We start from the raw sequence: 24,229 nt of genomic DNA on the forward strand, positions 1-24,229 counted from the left end.
CCCGCGTCGCCATGCTGACCTGCCTCATCTGATTTGCTCCTGCCACACAAATGCGGGGAGCAAATCAGATGAGGCAACGGCTTAACATCCAGGAACAATTCAGGCGAGGCAATGCGACCTCTCACGTTAATTGCCGCGCCGCATCGGCACGTCGGCCCAGGGCGAACCAGGTTCGGAAACGCCACAGGATGCCGTTGACAACCTTGCGGTCATCAACCCGCGCTACGCCACGAGAATTGTTGGGCAGATGCGGCTGGATCACACCCCACTCAAAGTCGCTTAATTCGTGCCGACGCATTCAAGCCTCCAAAAGAAGCCTTGAATCAGAACCCGTCACAAAACGAAATCCATTTTATGAGTTTGCGTCCTAGCTCAATACGGCCGGATTCCTCTAGGGTACAAGCTCCCTGCCTACAGAAATCGGGGCCTCGATGTCACTCGGTCCAAGTTGGCTGCAACCTGCGGCGATACGGCGAGTGCCTTCAACAATGTTCGCATCAGATGTGGCTACGGACAGCCTTATGAAGGGGTCACCGTAGAAAGCCGCTCCTGGGACGGTGACAACGCCCGCGGCCAACAAGTGTTCTGCAAGGTCAGTCGACGACGCAATGACATGACCGTTCGGTGTTCGTTTTCCGATATAGGCTCCGCACTCCACATACAGGAAAAATGCGCCTTGCGGCATTCGAGGCTTAAGCCCTTGTATTTTTGAGAGTTCGGCCACGGCGAGAGCGCATCGCCGGCGGTAAACCTCACGCCATTCAGCCAAAAACTCTTGCGGGCCGTCCAGGGCAGCCACACCGGCGGCTTGGCTGATCGAACATGGACCACCACTGGTTTGGGAGAACAACACGCGCAAACCGGCAGTCCACCATGATGGTCCACCCGCATAGCCGATTCGCCAGCCGGTCATTGCGTAAGCCTTGGACAGCCCGTTGACTGTCAAAACCCTCTCGGCGAGATCCGGAGCTACCTGCGCCAAAGTCGCGAAGATCGCCGGCGGGAAGACGACGTGCTCGTAAAGGTCGTCAGAGATCACGTTGACGTGAGGGTGACGACGCAGGACCTCAGCGATCGCACCCAGCTCCTCGGCGGACGTGACTGCGCCGGTCGGATTGCCTGGTGAGCAAAGGAGCAGAAGTTTTGTCTCTGCGGTGATGATGCTTTCGAGTTGATTTGCGTCAATCCTATATCCCTGAGATTCCGAGGTTTTCAGGAGAACAGGCGTTGCCGCGCACACCTGTGCCATGCCGACATGCGAAGTCCATGCCGGGGTCGGAATAATGATTTTGTCGCCTCGGTCCAGGACCACTTGCATCGCGCTGGCAATCAAAGGTTTCGCACCGGACGCGATCACCACCTGCGAGCGCTCAAATGCAAGACCGTTGTCACGGGCAAACTTGCGCCGTACCGCATCCTTCAGAGCTACGGAGCCATCTGCAGCAGTGTATCGTGTGAACCCTGCATTGATGGCTTCGATCGCTGCCGTCCGTATATGCTCTGGTGTGTCGAAGTCCGGCTCGCCCAGCGACAGGTCGACCAAATTACTGCCGCGCAAGCGCAATTCGGTTGCGCGGTCAAACATCGCGCCGATTGGAGACGCAGGAACCCTGCAGATTGTGTCTGACAGCATCGCTTAGATCTCTTCCAAGACGTGATTTGGGCCGAGGCTCTTCGGTCCGACCAACACATGGATCACAGCGGCGCGACCTGCGGACAGGGCTCGCTCAAGCGCCGGCTTGAAGTCACTGGTGGCTTCAACCCTTTCACCGTGGGCGCCGTAACCCTCAGCCACTTTGGCGAAGTCGGGATTTCGCAGCGACGTTCCTGAGACGCGGCCGGGGTACCGCGCCTCCTGGTTGCCGCGAATTGTGCCGTAGCTTTCGTTATCGATAATGATGAACAACGGGTCTAACTGGTATTGTATGGCAGTTGCGAGCTCTTGCCCGTTCATTAGGAAGTCGCCGTCGCCGCCGATATAAACGGAAGGAGAGTTTGGGCGGACAAACTTAGCTGCTACGGCTGCCGGTACACCCATTCCCATAGCTCCATTTACCGGGGCTGCAGCTCCCAAGAACTGGCGATAGCAATAATGGATGTTGGGCCAGTCTGTGGCGTTACCGGCGCCAGTGGTCATTGTCGTGTCTCGGGGCAAACGCTCATTGAGCACGTGCATTACCTCGGCCATATCGACTGGCCCGGGCTGCGGCGGCAACGTGACGTGAGCGGTGTAGCCAGCCAAAGCCTCAGAGGTCGCTGCAGTATGGAGACGCGTCGGTCGCAATTCTGCAAGTGCCAATGCCGCAAGGCTTGGATCGGCCAGGATCGGCAAGTCCGCCTGATACAGTCGCCCCAGCTCTTCCGCTCCAGGATGGATATGGACGAGCCGACAATCGGGCTTCGGCGCCGCAATGACCTTATGCTTTAGGGTGGTCGGATCGTTGAGGCGAGATCCCAACGCGATTACCAGATCGGCCCCGCGGGCGTATTGGTTAGGCTCAGGTATGCCTCCGAATCCCACACTGCCGACGAAATTGGGGTGATCGTGGGGAAACAGTCCCTGGCGTCTGAAACCGATAGCAACGGGAAGGTCGTACGTTTCTGCAAATTGAATGACTGCAGCTTGACCCTCAGGCGTCCAGATCGCGCCACCCAACAGCAATAGCGGGCGTTCCGCCTGCTCCAGCATCTGGCCGACAGCAGCGATGTCTGCCGGTGAAGGCGTAGCTGGGGTCGCGCGGGCCGGGGCCAAATCAGGCGTATCGGTCAACGAGAACAACATATCTTCGGGTAGAGCCAACGCGACCGGGCCCGGCCGCCCCGAAACAGCAACCTTAAATGCTCGGTTCACATATTCGGGCAAACGTGCGGCGTCATCGACCTCGGCCACCCATTTCACGGTCTCACCAAGAAAACGACGATAGTCAATTTCCTGGAAAACCTCGCGGTCGCGATAAGGACGGCTGATCTGGCCTATAAGAAGGATCATCGGCGTCGACCCTTGCATAGCAGTATGCAGACCTATCGTGGCCGACGTTACGCCAGGTCCCCGGGTGACAAAACAGATACCAGGTCGTCCTGTTAAGTCCCCATAGGCAGCGGCTGCGAAGCTCGCGCCGCCTTCTTGTCTCATGGTCACATATCGAAGGGCGTTGCCCTGATCGCGAATAGCATCAAGCACTGCGAGATAGCTCTCGCCTGGCACGCCAAATATGACCTCGGCCCCATTAATTCGCAAAGCTTCAACCAGAACCTGCCCGCCGGTGCGCATCGTGACCTCACAGAAGTTGCAAAAAGACCCCCGGGTGGATCGTTGATCCTCCCGACCAGTTTGACGTTTTGCCGTTGATTTCGATGGCTTAGAGAAACCAGAAATATGCGATTACACCCAGCGAAAAAAATTCATTGGGTGCCAAAAACACTCAAGGACGATCGCCCCTGTGGGGCAGGCTAGAAGCGTAAATTCGATGGGGGGCGGAGCGTGAGGGTCGGGTCCTAGGCAGCCCTCGCCGGGCTCTCCCGGACGTGAGGGTTCGCAACGGACAATTCTTTGCGACGCGCCGCGATTGTAATTCCCGATAGTGAGTCTTGGAATGTAGCGGTCTTCCGACTCTCGAACCCCTAATACGCGCTTGGATCAAGTCTGCATCACTGCGGGTCCAGGCCCGCCAACTTCCTTCATACGCGCGCGCAATTCGGCTGGAGGCACAAGGCAGAAAGTTCGAAAGCTTCCAAGAAGCCCAGCCAAACTGGATGCCCAGCGAATACCTTGGCTCCGCGAACCTTCTTCGATACCGCTGCAGTCGTTGCTTCAGAAACCAAATCAAGAATCTGGCTTAAGGCATCAAGCGCGTCACCTCGTTTCCAGTCGCAGTTCGACGGCACCAGATTCAGAGCCTGCTTTGGTCAATTTATATCTGGACATGATATCCGTGCGACAAACGTCGATTGGCCGATGTGCCTCCCGTCCGATTTTCCGCCCTTGCTGTCCGTTTCTGCGACGACCGTGAGCAAGCACTTCCATCCGTCTCATAGCAATGCATCTGATCCATGAGCGAGCGCGAGAAGCAGTGCGCCAATGCCCAAGTATGGCGCAACGCGCTTGTGGGTCGTGGCCGCTACTAACGACCGAAGGAGGGTGTCGCTTATGGATCGAGTCAAATTTCTAACCCCGGATGAGGTCGCCGAACGTTATCGTGGGGAGATTTCTCCCGGCACATTAAGAAACTGGCGCTCTATGCGCGTCGATGCGGAAGCGCTCGAAACGGACAACCGGATCATGCGCAAATTCCTGACGGCCATCGGCGAGTTCCGATCTTACATCGCTTCCCACAGCGCAAGCCTGATCAACTACGGCGAACGCTACCGCTCGGTCCTCGGCCTTCGTCGAGGCACCGTCAATGCGGGCATCAGCAAGCGGTTCGCGAAAAAGCAGCAGATGCAGTGGAGCAGGATCGGCCGCATCTTCTGCTGCAAACCCGCACGTAGACCCTCGACGGCTCCCTGCGCTCGACGTTCCAGCAATGGTATCCCGGTATGGCGAACGACAATCACGAACCAGACGAAACAGCTCTCGCCGCATAACTGCCCCACAGTTCCTCATGCCCCAGTTGAGGACGGCCTGGCAGGGCTAAGATGCACTCGTTTCGCGCAATTCACGCTATCCGACACCTTTGTGTTGCCTTTGTCGGGTCCGCTACACAAGCTTGTTCAGCCACTGGGCTTGTTTGGCTCGGTCTAAATAGCTGAAAGGCAATTCGAATTCTTTTTTTTCGGCTCGATCAGCCAAATTGGCACGAGTTTTGAAACTTTTTGGATGTGAGGCGGCGAGAGCTTCACCGGCATTCATGTCGCGGGCCGCAGCGACGAATAGAACGACGGCAGGAAAGCTACATGTCAGGTCTCGTCAGATCGAATTCTACGGCAAAGGGGCACCGGTAAATCCATCACCTCGCCAACCCCAAAGCCGACTCTCCCGTTCTGATCCTGAACTCGAAGGCGTAGGATACGGTGCTGCACCTCGCGGCAAAGGAAGGTTCGGCGGATGACATCGAACTCCGAGGACGTGCACCTTCGAGCGCGGGATGCAAACCAAAAAATTGCGGCTCGAAAGAACCGACGTAGCAGGATTCAGAGGAGCGCCGAAAATGGCAGATAATTTCATCTACGGTGACGGTTGGGCTTCGGCCTACGAGCAAATTACTAACATGCGAGGTAAGATAGCTGAGGCGCATGAGACTGTTGCGTTTCTTGAGCGACATTGTAGCGGAGGCAGTGCGCTCGAACTTGGCATCGGCGACGGACGCGTGGCAGTTCCGTTGAGCGCGCGAGGGGTCAGGGTTGAAGGCATCGACAACTCGGAGAGCATGTTGAGGCTGCTTGCTAGCCGCAGCAATGTGGTCAAGGCGTGGCAGGGTGACATTGCCAGTTTCACGTTAACCAACCGCTACAATACCGTGTATTGCATCTTCAATACGTTCTTCCTGCTCTTAAGCCGCGAAGCGCAAATCGCCTGTCTTCGATCTGCTGCATCGGTATTAGCCAAGGATGGGCTTTTGGTCATAGAGATCGATGTGCCGGCCTTGGACGGTTTCGTCAATGGACAGAAAACTACGATTTTGCACATCGATGATGAAAACACATTTCTCCGTGCGGACGTCCACGATTCATTGAAACAGAACTTGGTTTCTTCATTCCTCTGGTTTTCTGGAACATTTGTGCGGCGTTTTCCACAACCCTTCCGATACGTGTACCCTCAGGAACTGGATACGATGGCCGAGTGCGTGGGGTTGGAGCTGGCGGAGCGGTGGGGAGATTGGGCGGGAGGGGCCTTCACCCAAGCGTCGACACGTCATATCTCCGTCTATCGCCGGGCTGGCTTGTAGTCCCGAACTTAACCAACGGTCACGATGCTGCGCGCCGCCGCGGCCGCTCCGCAATCGCTTGAAGATGCCGCCTTTGCCGCTGCCGCAGCACTGACCGCCCTCGACGCGGTAGTGCGCCGGGAAGAAAAATGGGCCGGCGCCTGGCACTCGCGGCGGCCGCGGCAACGGCCAAACGCGCCAGCCGGGTCGAAGACGCAGCGGCGCTGCGCGACGCGCTGCTGCTCACCCGTCCCGGCGACGACGTCGGGCCTGCCGGCCGCATGCTGGTGATCTGGCGCAGGCTGGCCTCGCGTCCGGTCAAGACCTTGGCTGGCGACGCGGTGTTGGGCGAGGTGGCCGCGGATCTGGGGAGTTTCATCGATGAGGAGGCGGCAGGGCGGCTCGGCGATGAGATCAAAGTCTTGCTGACACACGCGGGAATGTGGTCGGCGCGGCCGCCGACGTCATTGCGATGCTTGAGCGCCACGGTCAGCGCGCCGCGCGCGACATTGGGGCCATGGCTGGCCGACGCCATTGTCGCCGGCCAGCTCGGGTGGCCGCGCGCGGTCCCTTTGCTCGGCGCCTAGCCTCCGCCGCCAACAGCCAGCGATCGATTGTCGCCAGCGGACCGCCGGCAAGCACAGCCGGCGTCCCGCCAACGCATTTTTGCCGCCTATGCGCGGGCGGCGCTGCAGGCGGTGGAACTTGCGGCCGAGCTCGGCCGCCGCGCCGATCAGCTGCTGGCAGCGGCGCCGAAACTGCGGGCGAAAGGGTCGGGCGCCGTCATCGAGAAGTTGCTTTCCGACAGATGCGGTCGTCGCCTCGCAAGAGATTGCCGGCATAAGCGATCGCGGCTTACGCCGGCTGTTCGACCGACTCCTCGAGCGAGGCGCCGTGCGCGAGTTGTCGGGCCGCCCAACCTTTCGCATCTACGGGCTGTGATCGATGGTTGACGCGGGGCGAGCAAAAAGGGGGAAAGGTCGATCAGATGACCATCTGTTCGACCGCGAGCTCGTCCTTGCACGCGCCCGAGGGCAAAGCCCACAAGGTGCTGGCGGCCAAAGCGTTCGGGGGTAATCCGAATGATGGCCACACGCTCGCAGCAATGGTCGATCTGGCGGTGGTGATCGGCGGCGTCGATCCGGACCGCATCTACGTCGACAAGGGCTATCACGGCCACGACTACGTCGGCTCGGGATCGGTGATGATCGCCGGGCGCAAGCGTGGCCTGACGGCCACCATGCGCCGGGAACTGAAACGACGATCTGCCATCGAGGCCACCATCGGTCAGCGACGCCTCGATTGTAAACCGGACTGTTAACAAATAGAAACATAACTTTGGTATTCCATCATAGCTCTTCACAAATACTTAGAAAAACGTTTCTATATAGGCGTTGAGTTGTTTTTGGTGTGTATGATAATAATGATGTTCGCGGTTATGTGTACGGTAACACGTAGTAATAATCAGACATGCCAGAAAACATATTCTAGAATAAGTGGTATTTCGCCCAAGGAGTGCTATAATGCGGATAATGTCGTTTAAACCGGGCCATGATGGAGCAATTGCATCGTTGGATGCATCAACAGCCGAGCTCATCTATTCCTACGAGGCTGAGAAGGATAGTTTTCCTAGATATTCGACCATTACCCCGACGACGGTCCTCGACGCCGCTGGCCGCCTGAACGCCATCCCGGATGTGATTGCCGTCGGTGGGTGGGAAAACGCAGGATTCGCGCGCAACGTCTCCGTCGCGGCAGGCTACTACGGCATAGCCCAGGGGTTGGAGATTGTCGGCGAGCAGACCATCTTCGGCAAGAAGGTGCATTTCTATTCCTCGACGCACGAGCGCTCCCATCTCTGGGGCTCCTACGGCATGTCGCCATTCCCCGCCGGGATTCCCTGTTATGCGCTGATCTGGGAAGGATGGTGCGGCGATTTCTATGAAATCGATGAGTACATGCAGGTCGTGCATTTGGGTAAAGTGATGGCGAATCCTGGTGACAAATATGCTTTCCTTTATGCGCTTGCTGATCCGAAATTCACCTTAGCCAAAGGACCAACGCGCTTCGAAGACGCCGGCAAGGCGATGGCGCTTTGCGCCTATGGGCAGGCCGGGTCGCCTGACCGGGACGAGCAGGCGCTGATCGATTTCCTGCTTCCGAGCGATGTGTACCCCTTGTCCAAAGAGGACCTCCGGAATTCGCCCTACTACAACATTGGCGTAACCCATCAGAAGTTCACCAACCTCGCCAGGCGAGTTTCAGATGCCATCTTCGATTCGTTCCATACTTTCGCGAAGGCGAACCTGACAAAGGGCTACCCGCTGCTGATTTCCGGCGGGTGCGGGTTAAATTGCGAGTGGAATCGCCGTTGGCTCGAAGCGAATCTTTTTTCCGATGTTTTCATTCCGCCATGCGCTAACGATACCGGCTCGGCGATCGGGACCGCAATCGACGCTATGCGGCATTTCACCGGCAATGCGAAGATCAAATGGAATGTCTATTCAGGCCAGCCTTTCACACTTGACGAAATTGACCGCACCGGGCTCGAGATCCATCCACTCGACTACGGCCAGGTAGCCTCGGCGTTGCTCGACGACAAGGTGATCGGCTGGGTACAGGGGAATTGCGAAATCGGGCCACGGGCGCTCGGCAACCGGTCGATTCTCGCGGCGCCTTTCTCAAAAGCAACCCATGAACGCTTAAACCGCATCAAGAACCGGGAGGGTTTCCGCCCGATCGCGCCGGTTTGCCTGGAGGAGGACGTCGCACTCCACTTCGACTTGGCACGCCCGTCGCCCTACATGCTTCTTTTCCAGAAGGTTCTCGACAGCCGGTTGGAGGCCATCACGCATGTTGACGGCACGGCGCGGGCCCAGACCGTTTCGAAGGAGCAAAACCCACAGCTGTTTCAACTGCTTACCTCATTCAAGGCGAAAAGCGGAGTCGGCGTTCTTTGCAACACATCGCTGAACTTCAATGGCACCGGTTTCATCAATCGCGCCAGCGACTTGCTGACCTATGCCCGAGCCGCGGGCCTCGACGGATTCGTGATCAACGATACCTTTTATCTCCTCAAGGAGGCACCCCTCACGGCGTCGAGTGGACAGAAAAAGAACGCGTAGCGGAGGAGAAGGTATCCCTCCGAGATGGGTGATGACGGTTTCAGAAGAGCAGGCGTATCGAGGCGGGTAGTTGAAGCTTGCCAGGATATCTCAAGGAAGCGATACGCCATGAATTGAATGAGTCTATCAACATTGTGCGCCTTCGTTAGCCCGGCGAAATTCGAGCACCGGATGGTCCAGTTTTCAAAGACCACTCCACACAGCGTACCGTTTTGGTTCAAGCCTGTCAGCACGTTTGGCTTGTCAAAGATCACGACGCTTATCGGACGTTCACATACGTTGGTCGTACCCGCTCATTCCTAGTCCTCTCCTCCTTCGTGCTGGCAGATTCCGCCTTGCCTCGCGGCTCGACGTACCGGATATCCGGCGGCTACGTTGTCCCCAGAGCTTCACGCCGAGCCGTTACCGGCTCCGCATGCCGCAGGATATGGACTCACATGAAAGTCCGCCGCTTTAAAGCTTTCAAAGCTTTTGCTGGCTTAGTTTACATGCACTCTGCATATAGCCTTTTCGCCGAGAATAAATTCAGGGGCGCCGGGTTTCCGCCTGCGCTAGGATCCTCGATGGCCATGGCTGCTAGTTCGTCGATGCGGTCGCTGCCGATGCCGAAAGCGGTCAGATTTTCGGGAACGCCGAGTTGGTCGCGCAGCGACAGCACATAGTCATAGAAGCCATCAAAGCCGCCAGATATGCCGAGATAGGCCGCCGCGCGGGCTATCTTGTCTTCGATGGCGGAGCGGTTGAATTTCAAAACTATGGGCATCACGACCGCATTGGTCATGCCGTGATGCGTGTTGTAGATTGCGCCGATCGGGTGCGACAGCGCGTGGATGGCGCCGAGGCCCTTCTGGAAGGCGACGGCGCCCATGGCAGCGGCCGACATCATATTGGTGCGGGCCTCGATATCGGTGCCATCCTTATAGGCGCGGGGCAGATATTCCTTCACGAGCCGCATGCCTTCGAGCGCAATGCCCTGGCTCATCGGATGATAGAAGGGCGAGGAATAGGCTTCGAGGCAGTGCGCGAACGCATCCATCCCCGTGCCGGCGGTGATGATCTTCGGCATGCCGACCGTCAGTTCCGGATCGCAGATCACGACGCCGGGCAGGAATTTCGGATGGAAGATGATCTTCTTCACATGCGTCTTCGAATTGGTAATCACCGAGGCGCGGCCGACTTCAGAGCCGGTGCCGGCGGTTGTCGGCACAGCGACGATGGGCGCGATGTTTTCCACCGAAGCGCGGGTCCACCAGTCGCCAATGTCTTCGAAGTCCCAGACGGGGCGCGACTGGCCGACCATGAAAGCAACGCATTTGCCGAGGTCCAGGCCCGAGCCGCCGCCAAAAGCGACGACGCCGTCATGGCCGCCGTCACGGAAAGCCTTGATGCCGGCTTCGAGGTTGATTTCGTTCGGGTTCGGATCGACATCGGCGAAGATCGCGCGACCGAGGCCAGCAGCTTCCAGCACGTCCAGCGCACCTTGCGCGATTGGCATCGCGGCAAGGCCGCGATCGGTGATCAGGAGCGGCTTCTTCATGCCCAGCGACTTGCAGGCATCGGCCAGTCCCTTGATCCGGCCGGCGCCCATTTTCACGGCGGTCGGATAGCTCCAGTTGGCGGTAGTCGTCATATCAGAGTGCCTTCTTGAGATGATAAGATTTCGGACGGGTCAGGTTCTGGAACCCTAGGATCGAGAGCGAGCCGCCCTTGCCGGTTTCCTTGCAGCCGGTCCAGCACAGAGCGGGATCGAGATAATCGGCGCGGTTCATGAAGATCGTGCCGGTCTCGATGTTGCGGCCGATGCGCGCGGCGCGCTCGGGATCCTGCGTCCAAAGCGAGGCGGTCAGGCCATAGGGGCTGTCGTTCATCAGTTCCAGCGCTTCGGCGTCGTTAGCCACCTTCATGATGCCCACGACGGGGCCGAAGCTCTCCTCACGCATCACGGTCATGGAGTGATCAACATTGACAAGGATCTGCGGGGCCAGATAGGCGCCGCCATCGTCGGCGGGGAACAGGCTCTGGTCGACAAGGCCCTTCGCGCCCCTGGCGAGCGCATCGGAAACCTGCGCACGCACCGTTGCGGCAAAGCGCTTGTTGGCCATCGGGCCCAGCGTCGTTTCTTTCTCCAGCGGATTGCCGAGCTTGTAGACGGAGGCGAAAGCCACCGATTTTTCCACGAACCGGTCGAAGAGGCTTTCATGCACATAGACGCGCTCGATGCCGCAGCAGCACTGTCCGGAATTGAAGAAGGCGCCATCCATCAGCGTGTCGACGGCGGCGTCGAGATTGGCGTCTTCCATGACATAGCCCGGGTCCTTGCCTCCGAGTTCAAGGCCGAGGCCATTGAACGTGCCGGCTGCCGCCCGCTCGATGGCGCGGCCACCGGCAACCGAGCCAGTGAAGTTGATGAAGTTGAAATTGTTGTCTGCGATCAGCGCCGAGGTGGTGTCGTGGTCGAGGAAGACATTGACGAAGACGTCATCGGGAACACCCGCTTCGACAAAGGCGCGCACCATGCGCTCGCCGACTAGCAGGGTCTGGCTGGCATGCTTGATCACCACGGTGTTGCCCGCCATCAAAGCCGGCGCGACCGTGTTGATTGCCGTCATGTATGGGTAGTTCCACGGTGCGATCACGAAGACGACGCCATGCGGCTCACGCTCGATGCGGCGTTCGAAGGCTGCGCTCTCCTCAACAACAAAGGGCGTGAGGCTGTCGGCGGCGATGGAGGCCACATAGTTGGATCGCTCGTTTACGCCGCGGAACTCGCCGCCGTAGCGCACCGGACGTCCCATTTGCCAGGTGATTTCGGGCACGACCTCCTCGGCCATCTCGTTTAGGCGGGCAACACCCTTCATCACCAGTTCCACGCGCTCTTCCAGCGGGCGTTTCGCCCAAGCCTTCTGCGCCCTCCGGGCACTGGCAATCAATGCCTTCGCGGGGTCGAAGCCGAGGGCTTCGCGCTCGGCGTAGACCTTGCTGTCGACGGGCGATATGCATCTTATGACGGTCATGATCGACCTCCTGTTTGGATTGTTTTTTCAGGCCACTCCGAGTCCGGAGAAAGAGCGTTGGAGATCAGCCCGCCGAGATAAGCCGCCATCACGTCGATCTCCTCCTGCGTTCGTAGAAGATCGTTGCGAACCTCGATCATAACGTTGAGGAGCCCATTTTGAACGCCATGCTCTATAAGCGTGTGCGTGACGCCATCCTCAGGGCCGTAAGGCTCGTTTCTGCGGGTTACATAACTGCAGTTCAGTCCCTCGGTCTGCGCGAGCATCGCATCGGCAAACCGTGTATCGACATCGTGAAGGATGCCGACTTCAACGTCCCGCGGTTTGCCAAAATAGACGGGTGTGAAGCTGTGGACCGTTGCCAGGACGGTCTGCCGACCCGACCGCTTGCGGGCGTCAAGCAAGCCGGAAAGGCCCTTTTGAAACGGGCGATAGAATGTTTTCACGCGCTGGCTGCGCTCTTGCTCGGAAAGATTCCCATTGCCAGGGATGTTATAGGTTTCGCTCTTATCGCGAATGGCCGCGGGGCTTTCTGGCGGACGGTTACAATCATAGAGCAGTCGAGAGTAGCGCTGGTAGCACAAGGTCGCGTCGAACATCCTCGCTAAGCGCATCGAGAGAACGAGAGCGCCCGGATCCCAAGCGATGTGACTCAGGGGAGCGTCCTGCTGCAGACCAAGATCTCCAAAGACGCTGGGAATTGTCGCAGCGGCATGTTCACAGACCAACAGCACATCGCCTTCGCCATGTGCATTGAACACCGCAAAAGGTGTATCGTCTTTGCAGCTCAACATATCGTCAGTCCACGCCCGGCGCCCCGATGTTTCGAGGCGGACGCTCGCTCGCGGCAGGCCATGCGTGTTTCCCGCCGCCTATAGGCCGCCGGTGCAGTTTGCGGCTTGGGAATTGATCGACGGCTCAGGCCAACGGAAAGTGTTGGCAAAGAGCTTTCCTGTTGCGCTGGAGGTGAGCCCCGCGCCGGAACTTCAACCAGCTTGCACAGCGTGCGAGTGAGTCCGACTTCGCCGTCAAAGGCGACCACCATGGCTTCGCTGAATGCCAAACCCTTTGTTGTATACATGAGGAAGACCGTGTCTCCTTGCGCCCAGCTGTCGCCCGGACGGAACGTGTGTCCCACATCGATAGGATAGCGCGCTGCCTTCTATCGATGCATGCTGAGGAATTCGGCGGGAATACTTAAGATCAAATTTGATGGAGCTTTCTCGGATGATCAACCAAAAGCTCATAGCCCTTTTCAGTGATCACAACGGACTCACTGAAAGCGATCCCAAACTTGCTGGGGGCGGTGAAGTTCATCGGGACGTGGAATGCCATCCCGGGCTTCAGGACTAGGTCAATCCCTTCGGCTATATGGAGGCCGTTTCCCCATGTTGGTGGAAACGTAGCTCCAAGTCCATACGCATAGGATCCAAAAAAGTAGAGCTCGTCGTCTAGGGACTTGTGTGCCTTCTTAGCATGGGCCACGATATCCCTAAATTCGATCCCGGGCTTCATCATCTCGAGCATTGCGGACAGGGTCGCTTCTGCTGCATCCGCAAACCGCATCATGTCATCAGACGGTTTTCCAGTGACTATCGTCCGCATCAAGGGTGCAGTATACCGATGATGGTTCCCCCCATACTCCAGAAAGATCACGTCGTTATCCTGAATCAAAACCCTTCTAAAAGTTTGATGCGGAAAACTTGTGCGGACACCCGACGTTACGATTGGTTGAACGGACATGAATTCGCTACCAGCGCCAATCATTGCCTCATATCCGGCTTTCGCAATATCATTGTCGTAGATGCCAGGCCTAGTGATGGCATATGATGCTTCAACTCCTGCCGCAGTATAGGAGCCGGAATTCTTCAAGCATTCGATCTCTACGTCTGATTTGACGTAGGACACCTCTTCCACAATCATTGAGGCGTCGATAAACGTCGCGTTCGGCAACTTTGAAGCCAGTGCTTGAAAAACGCTCGCAAGCAGGCCTTTTCGGCCGAGTTCTAGGCCAATTCGCTTCTTATCCTGAACCTTAGAATGGAGCACTTTCACCAAATCGTCCCCCGGCCCAGACCGGAACTGTTGCTGCCAGACGGACGTGTAGACTTCGGTTACGTTAGAATTTACGATAGCCGACGGTATCTCAAGGTCCGCTACATGCATGAACGGATTGCCATCAAGTGGGATTATTAGCGAGACATAGTTCCCGCTGCCAAATGTATAGTATCCCGTCAGATAATAGACACTGTTTGGGTCCGTGAGTATTAATGTCTCGATACCCTTTGCGGCCATTTGCAATTTTACAAGTTTGGCGCGCCTCTCATATTCGTCGTTGTCGAAGATAATACCGGTTCCTGCGTCGTGTCTTTCGAGTATGTCCTGATATTGGCGCGCGTCCATGTTTGTATCCTGTCAAGATAAGGGTCGATGTGGATGGGAAGCTTATCGCATTTGATTTCGCGCGTGCCAAAGCGCGTTCAGAGCGGATTTCTGGCATCTATACGAGGCCTTCAATTAGAACTGCGAAATGTCTGACATAATTCCTTCTGACCGCCATGACACCTTTGGTGTCTTTTGATTTCATAGAGCGGATCATTTCATTGAGCTCCGAAATCGTCAGCGACATCCAGGGTTGCCACAATTTCGGGACCGTTACCCACCACTGGCGCGCTGTTCGAAAATGGAGGTTGTCATATATATCGCGCAAAGCGTCTGTATCAATTATTCTACGCAGTATTTCGTGGTGTGAATTAATTATCTTCAAATATTCTTCAAGATCGTGATCAAATTCCAGTGACTTGGTTCTCCGTACCAGAGATTCCATGTCCGCTATGTCAGCACTGCTATAATCACGCCGCGCCAGGTCGCCCACAATCTCGTCTATTCTGACACGAAGGGCCACTAGGCCATTCATCTCTTCTGACTGGTAGTTTGTTACGATCGTTCCGACCGCGTTGATCGTCTCGACGAGCCCCTCGAATTGAAGCTTTTGGAGAGCTTGACGTATCGGCGTTCGGCTCACGCCAAACTCCGCTGCCATCTCGGCTTCCTTGAGCAGCATCCCGGGAGGATAAGTGAGCATAATTATCCGATTGCGAAGCGTGCCGTGGATCAGATGAAGGCGCTTCTGCGACTGCGTGTCGGCGGCTCTGACCCTCGCCTTGACCTGTCTTGCCATTTCAAATCGCCCCTCAAACCGCGACGCGCTCGTGTTCATGTTTGGTATAGAGTATACACAGTGCCAAGCGGCGTCAACGTATTCGAGGCCGTGGGGAAGGTACCCCTGCCAACGGAGAAGTCCAGAAATGTCAGAAGTATGCGTAGCATTGCGCCGCTCAGGCCGCCGCAAACGGGGCCAGCGTCCAGCCGATATCGCGCCGCCGCCCATTCACATAATTGACATAAGACTTAACTGAGTGTACACACGCTATCGGTTGGGCTGACGCCTTGCCTCATCAAAAATCTAGAAAACTCTAGGGGAACGGTTATGAAGAATGAGAACTCTGGGAGTAGGGCAGTATCTGGCGTAAGTCGGAGAACGCTTATTAAGACTGGTTTTGCAGTCGGCGGATTGCTCGCACTCGAGCGCGCCGGTTGGGCGGCAGGAACGTCGGTTGCGCCTAAGCGTGGGGGGCACTTCCGTGCCGGAGTTGGCGGTGCAAATACCGGTGATTCCCTAGATCCCAGTACCTTCACCGACACTTTCATAATCTCCCTAGCCTTTGCCATTCGCGACAACCTGGTAGCGGTCGGCGCGGATAACAATCTCGAGGCAGGCCTTGCGGAGAGTTGGGAGACCGGCAAAAATGCGACTGAATGGACGTTTAAGATCAGACGTGGCGTTCGCTTTTCGAATGGTAAGTCGCTCACTACGGATGACGTGATCGCTTCGATCCACTATCATCGTGGTGAGAAGTCTAAGTCTGGTGCTGCCAGCCTCCTGGAGCGTGTGAAAGATATTTCCGCCGTCGGGGATGATGCTGTAAAATTCACGCTTAAGTTCGCCGACGTCGACTTTCCGTTCGTCCTCACGGACTATCACCTGAACATCCTTCCCAGTGCGGATGGTTCCGTTGATTGGAAGTCTGGTGCAGGTACTGGACCCTACAAGCTTGAGAGTTTCGAACCGGGTGTTAGCGCGAAATTGTCGCGGAGCGCTGAGCACTGGAACAGCGCGGTTGGCTTCTTCGATTCTATCGAATTGATTGCGATCAACGACGCGGCTACGCGGCAGAATGCGTTGATCTACGGCGAAGTTGATGCGATCAGCAAGCCCGACCTCAAGCTAATTAGCTTCCTTGAGCGGAACAAAGATATTCAGATCGTGGATGTCCCTGGCCGGATTTGGCACTGCGGCATTATGCGAACCGACGTCGCGCCCTTTGACAATAACGATCTGCGGCTTGCGCTTAAGTACTCCATTGACCGCGATCAGTATGTGAAGAAAGTTTTGAAGGGTTATGGCACCATTGGCAACGACAATCCACTTGGGCCGGCTTACCGTTTTCATGCTGACGATATTACACCAAGAGAGTACGACACTGACAAGGTCAAATTCCACCTAAATAAGGCTGGCTATCACAAGGAGGAATTGAAATTAATAACGGCGGAATTATTTCCGGGCCAGAACAGCGCTGTCGAACTCTATCAGCAGGAAGCAGAAAAGGCTGGCGTGAATATCAAAATTGAAACACGTCCTACGGACGGCTTCTTCACGGATGTTTGGTTGAAAGAGCCGTTTCAGTGGGGTTGGTGGGGGCCGCGGATCACGGAAGATTTGATGCTCTCCCTGACCTTTCTCAGCACTGCGCCGTGGAACGACGCAAAGTTTAAGAGCCCGCGACTTGATCAGCTGATCAACGGTGCTCGCGCCGAGCTGGACGAAGCGAAGCGCCGAGAAATGTATCGAGAGGCGCAGTTGATCATTAGCAATGAAGGGGGCCACATTGTCCCTGCTAATGCAAATCTGGTGCAGGCTGTAAACAAGAAGGTAGTAGTGCCGCGCGACGAGTCAGGAAAATGGAAAATCTCCGCAAGCTGGGAGATGGACGGCGGGTATTTTCTGAAGCGCTGGTCATTCGCATAGACGTGTGACTCGTCGATCCCCGCTATTGACATTACCTGCTGCGGTCGTCGTAGGCCAAAGGCATTCAGTCGTGCTTAGAGGTGGCAGCCGCTGCCTCTCTGCGCGATCTGTGACTTTTCGCGAGAATGGCGCCGGTGTCGCCGGCTATGAAGGCGCTTATGACTCAAATCCTTCGCATGATAGCACGACGGGTAGGAATGGGTGTCGTAACCCTATTCTTTGTTTCAATTCTGACATTCGTTTCGGTGGAGATCCTGCCAGGAGACCTTGCTCAGGCGACGCTTGGTCAATCTGCAACGCCAGAAGCGTTGGCCGAGTTTCGTAAGGAGGTTGGCTTAGACCAGCCGGCGTTTGCTCGCTATATGTCCTGGGTAGATGGCATGTTACACGGTGACCTTGGCCGCTCCTTATCTAACGGCAAGGAAATATCGAGTTTGATTCAGGGTCGGTTGAAGAATACGCTTTTTCTGGGCATTTATGCTGCGTCAATTGCTGTCCCATTGTCGTTGATATTTGGTATATTCGCAGCGCTATATCGCGATAGCGCAAGTGATAAGATAATAAACGCGACCGCCTTAACGGCGATTTCACTGCCGGAATTTTTCGTTTCGTACATCCTGGTGGTTATTTTCTCCGGCCTCGGATGGTTTCCGGCCCTTGCAAGCATCCACCCGGATATGAACCTTTCTGAGCGGCTATATGTATCCTTTTTGCCCGCGCTCACATTAACGTTCGCCGTAACCGCCCACATGCTGCGCATGACTCGAGCGGCGATCGTCAATATCCTATCGTATCCTTACATTGAGATGGCGCAGCTGAAGGGGGTTCGCCCCTGGCGTATCATTGTTAGGCATGCGGTGCCAAACGCCATTTCTCCGATCGTGAACGTCGTGGCGCTAAATCTTGCTTACCTCTTGACTGGGGTGGTTGTTGTCGAGGTGGTATTTGGTTATCCAGGCCTTGGGCAACTTATGGTCGACGCGGTTACCAGACGTGACGTAACTGTGGTGCAATCTGTCACTATAATATTCGCGAGTGCCTACGTGCTTCTAAATTTAGCGGCCGATATTATTTCGACTATCTCTAATCCACGTATTTTCCATGCCAGGAGGAACGCCTAGCCATGAGTGCCTTTGCGCTCAGAAAAGCCCCGATTACCGCGAAGTTCGGTCTAGCGGTTATCGTTTTGTGTTTCTTCACGGCACTTTTTGCGCCGTTGATCGCACCGTACGGACAAGCCGAAGTGGTTGGCGACGCGTTCTTGCCATGGAGCGCTAGCAATATTTTTGGAACCGATTCAATCGGGCGAGACATGCTATCCCGAATTATCTTCGGTGCGAGAAATTCTGTCGGTATAGCGGTTGTAACCACTGTCCTTGCCTTTCTCATTGGCGCGGCATTTGGTATTTTTGCTGCTGTCGTGCGACCTTTCTACGATCAGGTAATAAGCCGTGTTGTAGACGTATTCATGGCGATTCCCTCGCTAATCTTTCAATTGCTCCTCCTCGCGGCTTTTGGTGTTTCTTTTCTCAACATCGTTTTGATAATTGCGTTCGTCGATTCGACGCGTGTATTCCGACTGGTTCGTGCAGTCTCAATCGATATTGTTCAACTTGACTTCATCGAGGCGGCACGTTTGCGAGGCGAGGGGGTACTCTACCTTGTTTTCAAGGAAGTTTTACCCAATGCCGCCGGCCCAATGATCGTCGAATTCGGCGTTCGATTTTGTTACGTGTTTCTATCAATTGCGGCCTTGTCTTTTCTTGGGGTTGGTGTCCAGCCGCCGTACGCGGATTGGGGCTCCATGGTTCGGGAGAACGCAGCCCTTATTGGCTATGGAGATATCACGCCGCTTGTCCCGGCTGGGGCAATTGCTTTGCTCACGGTGGCGGTGAACTTCGTCGTGGATTGGAGATTGCGCGTCATGAGCACGGTGCGGGATTGAGACGATGAGAGACATGACTCGCCAGCCTGTTCTTTTGACGATGCGTGACATCGAAATCGAGGGACGTTCCGAGGACGCTTGGACTTCGATCGTCAGGGGTGTTGACCTAACCTTGCATAGGGGCGAGGTTTTAGGATTGATCGGCGAGAGCGGTGCCGGCAAATCGACGCTTGGGTTGGCAGCTATGGGATTTACTCGGGACGGCTGTCGGATCTCCCGTGGGGCGATAAATTTTGACGGGATAGACTTGCGTACGGCGAGTGCGGAAGAACGGCGGCGCCTGTGTGGCAAACGCATCGCCTATGTCGCCCAGTCGGCGGCGGCGAGTTTCAATCCCGCGCATCGGCTGATCAACCAATACTGCGAGGCACCTGTAGAGCACGGTGTAATGACCCGCGCCGAGGCGGAACATGACGCGGTCGAGCTCTACCGCCGGATGCGACTTCCGAACCCGGACACGATCGGCTTTCGCTATCCGCATCAGGTATCCGGAGGGCAGCTACAGCGAGCGATGACAGCGATGGCTATGTCTTGCCGTCCTGACCTCATCATATTCGATGAACCTACGACGGCTTTGGACGTGACAACTCAGATTGAGGTTTTGTCGGCGATCCGTGACATCGTGGCACAATTCGATACGGCGGCGATCTACATAACCCATGACCTCGCGGTGGTTTCGCAGATGGCGGACAGGATAAAGGTTCTGCGCGGCGGCTACGAAGTTGAAGAAGCCGAGACGCGCGCGATGCTGTCACAACCCAAGCAGGACTATACCAGGTCGCTTTGGGCGGTGCGCTCTTATGCGCGGCCTGCGTTGCCTCCGGTAGAGAAGGCGGCCGTCCCGATAGTCTCGATGAAGAATGTGGTGGCAGGCTACAGCTCACTTGACGTGCTCAAGGATGTTAGTATTGACATCCATAAGCGTCGCACTGTGGCAGTGGTGGGCGAAAGCGGCTCTGGTAAGTCCACGGTTGCACGGGTGATCACTGGGCTCCTTCCGCCGCGCAAGGGCGAGGTGCTGGTCGACGGCGAGCCGTTGCCGGCCGATTATCGCAAACGCACCCGTAACCAACTCCGACAGGTGCAGATGATCTATCAGTCGGCCGATACCGCGCTCAACCCAAAGCTGCGACTCGACGAGCTTATCGGTCGGCCCGCGCAGATATATCTTGGATTGAGCGGCAAGGCACTAACCGCGAGAATTCGTGATCTTCTCAGCCTTATCGGACTAGAGCCAGACGTCTTCATTCACCGCCTGCCCTCCGAACTCTCAGGCGGCCAGAAGCAGCGCGTCGGCATCGCGCGCGCGCTCGCGGCCGAGCCACAAGTCATCATATGCGACGAGGTCACCTCAGCGCTGGACCAAATTGTTGCTGAGGGCATTCTAAAACTGCTGGATCGGCTCCAGAGTGAGTTCGATTTGGCTTATATGTTCATCACCCATGACCTTGCCACAGTGCGTGCGATAGCGGACGAGGTAGTCGTCATGCAGAACGGCCAAGTCATCGAACAGGGCCCTAAGGAACAAATGTTCCGGCCACCCCATCATCCGTATACAGACCTGCTATTGTCGTCGGTGCCGGAAATGGACCCCGACTGGCTAAGCAACCTTGTGAAGAAGCGTGCAACCGTTTCGTCTCCAACATAACACACAGGAAATGCCAGCACTCCTCGTGTGCTGGTTAAGGCGGCTTATTGGGATAAGTCCATGACTATATATCGAGACGGTCCGGCTTCACCGCTGTTCCGGCCTGTCACTCTTGAGGGCTCGCTCTCATTTGAAGAACTTGCACTGCATAAAGACGTGTCGGCTGAGCTGGCGCAGGCTGTCCCTTTTGCGCATTCAGGTGCGTGCGTAGCTTGGGGCATCCCGTTTGAAATTGAGCGGCCGATTTTTCTGCACGATCAGCGTACTACGATAAGAATTGCGTCAACCTTAGCTCGATGGTTCGTATTCCTACATGCCTCTGATATTCGGCCGCTTTCTGCCGATCGAAAAGGGCTAATTTCGCCTATGCGAGGTATAGGTCAGCTAGGTGAACATGCGGCCAACTATGTCCTGATTTACGACGACGGCTCCGAGGAGAAGGTGGAAATCCGGCGGCGACATCAAGTAGGATCATTTCTACAGCGGTGGGGCGAGCAATGCACTGAGGCTGTGCCAGCCATAAAACCTCGATCTTTGTCGTTCAAGGGGAGTGGCCAATGGGATTCGAAAAGGAACACAGCTGGTCTCCACAATCCTGTCGCGTGGGGCCTCCGGCAGTTGCAATTGGTTTTCGAGGATAATGGGCGGTGGATTAATTCTGTTTGGGCCCTCGAAAATCCCAATCCCGGAAAAGCTGTAGTAGGCCTTCGATTTGAGCCAGTCTCTGGCAGCTTGATCGTCTCCGGGCTGTCCGTAGGGAACAATCGCTCCATGCCCCTTCGCTGGAGAACACGGGCGAAGGTATTGTTAAGGGACTTTCCTCATGTTGGCTCCGAACCTGCTTTCGAGGAGCACACTCTACTAGACCAAATCCAACTCGATCTGGGTCAAGTTATCGCCGCGCACCCGCGGCTCGTATACCCGAGCGAGGAATGGGAAGGGACGCGTCAGAACCTTCAGCCGAACATAGCTTTCAATGAAGTCCTGGTGGAATACGCCGCTCACGAGGATGCTGAATTCCATTTGGCGGGCGATATCCGGGCCGCTCTTCGTAACCTTGAATCCACCTGCTCTCGCAATGGTGTTGCATTGGAGGTGGTAAAACCTGCAGACCAACGTGTGAGCCTACGCGTCGTTGAAAAAGGAACGAACACGGCTATTCCCGTCAAGCTTCACGTCCACGGCATGATGGGAGAGTATCTCGCTCCAGTAGACCGAAGTCGAAACCCGAACCCGCAATGGTTCGAGAATTACAGCCCAGATTTGTGCCACGGCACACACACCTCCACCTATATCTCAGGCCACACAACAATTGATCTGCCACTAGGAAATGTCTTCATAGAGATCACCAAAGGATTTGAGATCACGCCAGTCCGAAAAACAGTCGAGGTTACACGAGACACGACTGAAATTACGCTGGAAATTGAAAAGGCTCTTCACTGGCGTGAACAAGGGTGGGTAACTGCCGATACACACGTTCACTTCCTATCCCCGGCAACAGCTATGTTGGAGGGTGCAGCGGAGGGCGTAAACGTCATCAATCTCTTGGCCAGCCAGTGGGGAGAATTGATGACTAACGTTGGCGATTTCGATGGCCACACAACCTTTGGCACGAGAGCCGCCGGGGGCACTGGCGAATATCTGGTGCGGGTTGGCACAGAGAACCGCCAACATGTCCTCGGTCACATATCGCTTCTTGGCTATTCGGGGAACATGATCACGCCTCTCTGCTCCGGAGGTGCCGATGAATCCGCTATTGGCGATCCTGTCGATGTACTCTTGACCGAATGGGCACAAAAATGTCGGAAGCAGGGTGGCTTGGTTGTGCTGCCTCACTTTCCGGATCCCCGATTGGAGAACGCAGCGACAATTGTGCTTGGCGAAGCGGACGCCGTCGAAATGACTTCGTACAGTAACCTGTATAGTGGGATCGATGCCTATTCGCTGGCCGACTGGTATCGCTACCTAAACAACGGATACCTCATCCCTGCAGTGGCCGGAACCGATAAGATGTCCGCCCAATACGCCGTGGGAACGATCCGGACCTACGCAAAGATCACCGACAACCGAGAGTTTTCCTACGAGACGTGGATGGACGCTGTCCGTGCGGGGCATACGTTTGTCACTTCTGGACCTCTGATGGATATTGATGTCGACGGAAAACCTATGGGCAGCCGTTTTGGGCTGTCCTCATCGGGCGGCACAGTCACTGTCAGTTGGAACGCCGCAAGCGTAATCGTGCCAATGACCAGGATCGACCTTGTCGTCAACGGCGAGGTTAAGGAAAGCCGCACCCTCAAGCCGTGGCAAGATGCCGGCAGTTGGTCGGTGCGCATCCAGAAGAGTTCGTGGATCGCGTTGCTTGTTCGCGCAAAATACGACGACAAACCTGAAATGATCGCCACCCACTCGTCGCCCGTCATGATTGACGTCGAGGGATCTCATTTTTTCGCGGCGGCTGACGCGCTGACAATCCTGGAACAGATCGAGGGGTCGATGGCATACATCGACACAATCGGAACTCGCGCAGAGACGACACGGTACAAAGAGATGCGGCTTGTGCTCCAATCGGCGTACCGTCGCCTACACGATCAAATGCATCAAATGGGATACGATCACCCACACAGTGTCGGTACGCACCATTCCGAGCATGATTAGTGACGTACAGCAACCGCGCACCGGTTTTTGAAAAAGCAACGCTCGATGGACACTCCGATGATCATAAGTAAAACCACCAAACTAGCCTTCGTGGCAATTATGCTTGCATCTGCATGCAAGCCGGCATTGTCCCATATCGGCGTCAGCTCAGCTAATTCGTTTGCAGCGGGCTTTGCGCACCCGCTCTTCGGGCTTGACCACATCATGGTGATGGTCGCGGTCGGTCTGTGGGCGGCGCTGAAGGGCGGACGCGCCCTCTGGGCTTGGCCGGCGGCCTTCGTCGGCCTAGTGCTTGCTGGCGGCGCGCTAGGTATCGCCGGCGTGCCCGTTCCGTTCGTAGAGCCCGTCATCCTCGCCTCGATTGTGGTACTCGGCCTGCTAGTCGCTGCTGCGGCCGACTTGCCTGTAGCGACAGGGGCGGTCATTATCGGCCTCTTTGCGCTTTTCCACGGTCACGCGCATGGCACAGAGATTCCAGAGACTGCGGGGGGTCTCGAATATCTCGCCGGCTTTGCCCTCGCCACAGCACTCCTGCACGGCGTAGGTATCGGTTTGGGACTTGCCGGCCGGCGGTTTCGCGCCCTCGTACAACTGGCGGGGGCGGCGACCGCCGCAGTCGGCCTCGGCCTGATCTTTGGCGCGGTCTAGCCGGACTAAGATTCTAGCTGGGAATCACCAGACCTGAACGGCCTCAGCTGCCCGCTTACCAATAGCAGACGCGGCACACTAAGAGTATAACTTAACTTCTTCGACGCTTCTAAACCCTCGGCGAAGAACGACAGCGCGGAAACGTCGCCTGGCCCCAAGGTTCGCGAGCTGAAGAAAAAACTGCCGTCGTATTCGATTCCCCCCAACCCTAAGTCTTACCTCGGACAATGTCGAGTTC

General features: G+C 56.3%; 16 protein-coding genes and 4 pseudogenes. 12 read left to right on the top strand and 8 right to left on the bottom strand.

Annotated elements, in window-relative coordinates:
• Positions 1 to 132 precede the first annotated feature (132 nt).
• From ABVQ20_RS38610 to ABVQ20_RS38620, 3 genes and pseudogenes are all read right to left on the bottom strand, one after another.
• Positions 133 to 298, bottom strand: a pseudogene (locus ABVQ20_RS38610) (transposase); the annotation flags it as partial.
• 93 nt (positions 299 to 391) lie between these two features.
• On the bottom strand, positions 392 to 1,633 hold the full coding sequence (locus ABVQ20_RS38615; RefSeq protein ID WP_354465047.1) for a pyridoxal phosphate-dependent aminotransferase: 1,242 nt from the start codon (positions 1,631 to 1,633) through the stop codon (positions 392 to 394).
• 3 nt (positions 1,634 to 1,636) lie between these two features.
• The gene (locus ABVQ20_RS38620) at positions 1,637 to 3,271 is read right to left on the bottom strand and encodes a thiamine pyrophosphate-dependent enzyme (protein ID WP_354465048.1); all 1,635 of its coding nucleotides are present in this window, start codon (positions 3,269 to 3,271) and stop codon (positions 1,637 to 1,639) included.
• Between the two features lie 876 nt (positions 3,272 to 4,147).
• Here ABVQ20_RS38620 and ABVQ20_RS38630 point away from each other — a divergent pair.
• The 6 genes and pseudogenes from ABVQ20_RS38630 to ABVQ20_RS38655 form a co-directional block, all read left to right on the top strand.
• A pseudogene (locus tag ABVQ20_RS38630) lies at positions 4,148 to 4,584 on the top strand (ISKra4 family transposase); the annotation flags it as partial.
• 563 nt (positions 4,585 to 5,147) lie between these two features.
• Positions 5,148 to 5,885, top strand: a complete 738-nt coding sequence (locus ABVQ20_RS38635; RefSeq protein ID WP_354465049.1) for a class I SAM-dependent DNA methyltransferase — start codon at positions 5,148 to 5,150, stop codon at positions 5,883 to 5,885.
• 128 nt (positions 5,886 to 6,013) lie between these two features.
• A pseudogene (locus ABVQ20_RS38640) lies at positions 6,014 to 6,571 on the top strand (DUF1403 family protein); the annotation flags it as partial.
• Positions 6,540 to 6,806, top strand: coding sequence for a DUF1403 family protein (locus ABVQ20_RS38645; RefSeq protein WP_354465091.1), 267 nt, complete (start codon positions 6,540 to 6,542; stop codon positions 6,804 to 6,806). The pseudogene ABVQ20_RS38640 and the gene ABVQ20_RS38645, both read left to right, overlap by 32 nt.
• A 106-nt stretch (positions 6,807 to 6,912) precedes the next feature.
• Positions 6,913 to 7,179, top strand: a pseudogene (locus ABVQ20_RS38650) (IS5/IS1182 family transposase); the annotation flags it as partial.
• 208 nt (positions 7,180 to 7,387) lie between these two features.
• Positions 7,388 to 8,989, top strand: a complete 1,602-nt coding sequence (locus ABVQ20_RS38655) for a carbamoyltransferase C-terminal domain-containing protein (protein ID WP_354465050.1) — start codon at positions 7,388 to 7,390, stop codon at positions 8,987 to 8,989.
• 484 nt (positions 8,990 to 9,473) lie between these two features.
• Here the strand turns inward: ABVQ20_RS38655 and ABVQ20_RS38660 are convergent, their stop codons facing one another.
• The 5 genes from ABVQ20_RS38660 to ABVQ20_RS38680 form a co-directional block, all read right to left on the bottom strand.
• Positions 9,474 to 10,619, bottom strand: coding sequence for an iron-containing alcohol dehydrogenase (locus ABVQ20_RS38660; RefSeq protein ID WP_354465051.1), 1,146 nt, complete (start codon positions 10,617 to 10,619; stop codon positions 9,474 to 9,476).
• A 1-nt stretch (position 10,620) separates the two neighbouring features.
• A complete protein-coding gene (locus ABVQ20_RS38665) occupies positions 10,621 to 12,003 on the bottom strand; it encodes an aldehyde dehydrogenase family protein (protein ID WP_354465052.1) in 1,383 nt (460 codons plus the stop codon).
• Positions 12,000 to 12,797: an N-formylglutamate amidohydrolase gene (locus ABVQ20_RS38670; RefSeq protein WP_354465053.1), complete on the bottom strand. Its 798-nt coding sequence runs from the start codon at positions 12,795 to 12,797 to the stop codon at positions 12,000 to 12,002. The genes ABVQ20_RS38665 and ABVQ20_RS38670 overlap by 4 nt, the downstream gene beginning before the upstream one ends.
• Before the next feature lie 409 nt (positions 12,798 to 13,206).
• Entirely contained in the window at positions 13,207 to 14,406 is a 1,200-nt protein-coding gene (locus ABVQ20_RS38675) for a M24 family metallopeptidase (RefSeq protein ID WP_354465054.1), read from the bottom strand.
• Between the two features lie 97 nt (positions 14,407 to 14,503).
• Positions 14,504 to 15,184, bottom strand: coding sequence for a GntR family transcriptional regulator (locus ABVQ20_RS38680; protein ID WP_354465055.1), 681 nt, complete (start codon positions 15,182 to 15,184; stop codon positions 14,504 to 14,506).
• A 309-nt stretch (positions 15,185 to 15,493) separates the two neighbouring features.
• Here ABVQ20_RS38680 and ABVQ20_RS38685 point away from each other — a divergent pair, with 309 nt between their 5' ends.
• The 6 genes from ABVQ20_RS38685 (at position 15,494) to ABVQ20_RS38710 (ending at position 23,991) form a co-directional block, all read left to right on the top strand.
• A complete protein-coding gene (locus tag ABVQ20_RS38685) occupies positions 15,494 to 17,092 on the top strand; it encodes an ABC transporter substrate-binding protein (protein WP_354465056.1) in 1,599 nt (532 codons plus the stop codon).
• A gap of 176 nt (positions 17,093 to 17,268) precedes the next feature.
• On the top strand, positions 17,269 to 18,213 hold the full coding sequence (locus ABVQ20_RS38690) for an ABC transporter permease (RefSeq protein WP_354465092.1): 945 nt from the start codon (positions 17,269 to 17,271) through the stop codon (positions 18,211 to 18,213).
• Between the two features lie 2 nt (positions 18,214 to 18,215).
• The gene (locus tag ABVQ20_RS38695) at positions 18,216 to 19,037 is read left to right on the top strand and encodes an ABC transporter permease (RefSeq protein WP_354465057.1); all 822 of its coding nucleotides are present in this window, start codon (positions 18,216 to 18,218) and stop codon (positions 19,035 to 19,037) included.
• 4 nt (positions 19,038 to 19,041) lie between these two features.
• Positions 19,042 to 20,685, top strand: a complete 1,644-nt coding sequence (locus tag ABVQ20_RS38700) for an ABC transporter ATP-binding protein (RefSeq protein ID WP_354465058.1) — start codon at positions 19,042 to 19,044, stop codon at positions 20,683 to 20,685.
• Positions 20,686 to 20,745: 60 nt separating this feature from the next.
• On the top strand, positions 20,746 to 23,343 hold the full coding sequence (locus tag ABVQ20_RS38705; RefSeq protein ID WP_354465059.1) for a CehA/McbA family metallohydrolase: 2,598 nt from the start codon (positions 20,746 to 20,748) through the stop codon (positions 23,341 to 23,343).
• A 45-nt stretch (positions 23,344 to 23,388) separates the two neighbouring features.
• Entirely contained in the window at positions 23,389 to 23,991 is a 603-nt protein-coding gene (locus ABVQ20_RS38710; protein WP_435528507.1) for a HupE/UreJ family protein, read from the top strand.
• Positions 23,992 to 24,229: the final 238 nt, after the last annotated feature.

The organism is Mesorhizobium shangrilense (genome assembly GCF_040537815.1).
Classification (GTDB): domain Bacteria; phylum Pseudomonadota; class Alphaproteobacteria; order Rhizobiales; family Rhizobiaceae; genus Mesorhizobium; species Mesorhizobium shangrilense.

What these genes read in the sequence shown, in the direction of transcription:
- ABVQ20_RS38615 (WP_354465047.1), bottom strand. Translation starts at nt 1,633, where the DNA reads ATGCTGTCAGACACAATCTGCAGGGTTCCTGCGTCTCCAATCGGCGCG.
- ABVQ20_RS38620 (WP_354465048.1), bottom strand. Translation starts at nt 3,271, where the DNA reads ATGCGCACCGGCGGGCAGGTTCTGGTTGAAGCTTTGCGAATTAATGGG.
- ABVQ20_RS38635 (WP_354465049.1), top strand. Translation starts at nt 5,148, where the DNA reads ATGGCAGATAATTTCATCTACGGTGACGGTTGGGCTTCGGCCTACGAG.
- ABVQ20_RS38645 (WP_354465091.1), top strand. Translation starts at nt 6,540, where the DNA reads ATGCGCGGGCGGCGCTGCAGGCGGTGGAACTTGCGGCCGAGCTCGGCC.
- ABVQ20_RS38655 (WP_354465050.1), top strand. Translation starts at nt 7,388, where the DNA reads ATGCGGATAATGTCGTTTAAACCGGGCCATGATGGAGCAATTGCATCG.
- ABVQ20_RS38660 (WP_354465051.1), bottom strand. Translation starts at nt 10,619, where the DNA reads ATGACGACTACCGCCAACTGGAGCTATCCGACCGCCGTGAAAATGGGC.
- ABVQ20_RS38665 (WP_354465052.1), bottom strand. Translation starts at nt 12,003, where the DNA reads ATGACCGTCATAAGATGCATATCGCCCGTCGACAGCAAGGTCTACGCC.
- ABVQ20_RS38670 (WP_354465053.1), bottom strand. Translation starts at nt 12,797, where the DNA reads ATGTTGAGCTGCAAAGACGATACACCTTTTGCGGTGTTCAATGCACAT.
- ABVQ20_RS38675 (WP_354465054.1), bottom strand. Translation starts at nt 14,406, where the DNA reads ATGGACGCGCGCCAATATCAGGACATACTCGAAAGACACGACGCAGGA.
- ABVQ20_RS38680 (WP_354465055.1), bottom strand. Translation starts at nt 15,184, where the DNA reads ATGGCAAGACAGGTCAAGGCGAGGGTCAGAGCCGCCGACACGCAGTCG.
- ABVQ20_RS38685 (WP_354465056.1), top strand. Translation starts at nt 15,494, where the DNA reads ATGAAGAATGAGAACTCTGGGAGTAGGGCAGTATCTGGCGTAAGTCGG.
- ABVQ20_RS38690 (WP_354465092.1), top strand. Translation starts at nt 17,269, where the DNA reads ATGATAGCACGACGGGTAGGAATGGGTGTCGTAACCCTATTCTTTGTT.
- ABVQ20_RS38695 (WP_354465057.1), top strand. Translation starts at nt 18,216, where the DNA reads ATGAGTGCCTTTGCGCTCAGAAAAGCCCCGATTACCGCGAAGTTCGGT.
- ABVQ20_RS38700 (WP_354465058.1), top strand. Translation starts at nt 19,042, where the DNA reads ATGAGAGACATGACTCGCCAGCCTGTTCTTTTGACGATGCGTGACATC.
- ABVQ20_RS38705 (WP_354465059.1), top strand. Translation starts at nt 20,746, where the DNA reads ATGACTATATATCGAGACGGTCCGGCTTCACCGCTGTTCCGGCCTGTC.
- ABVQ20_RS38710 (WP_435528507.1), top strand. Translation starts at nt 23,389, where the DNA reads ATGGACACTCCGATGATCATAAGTAAAACCACCAAACTAGCCTTCGTG.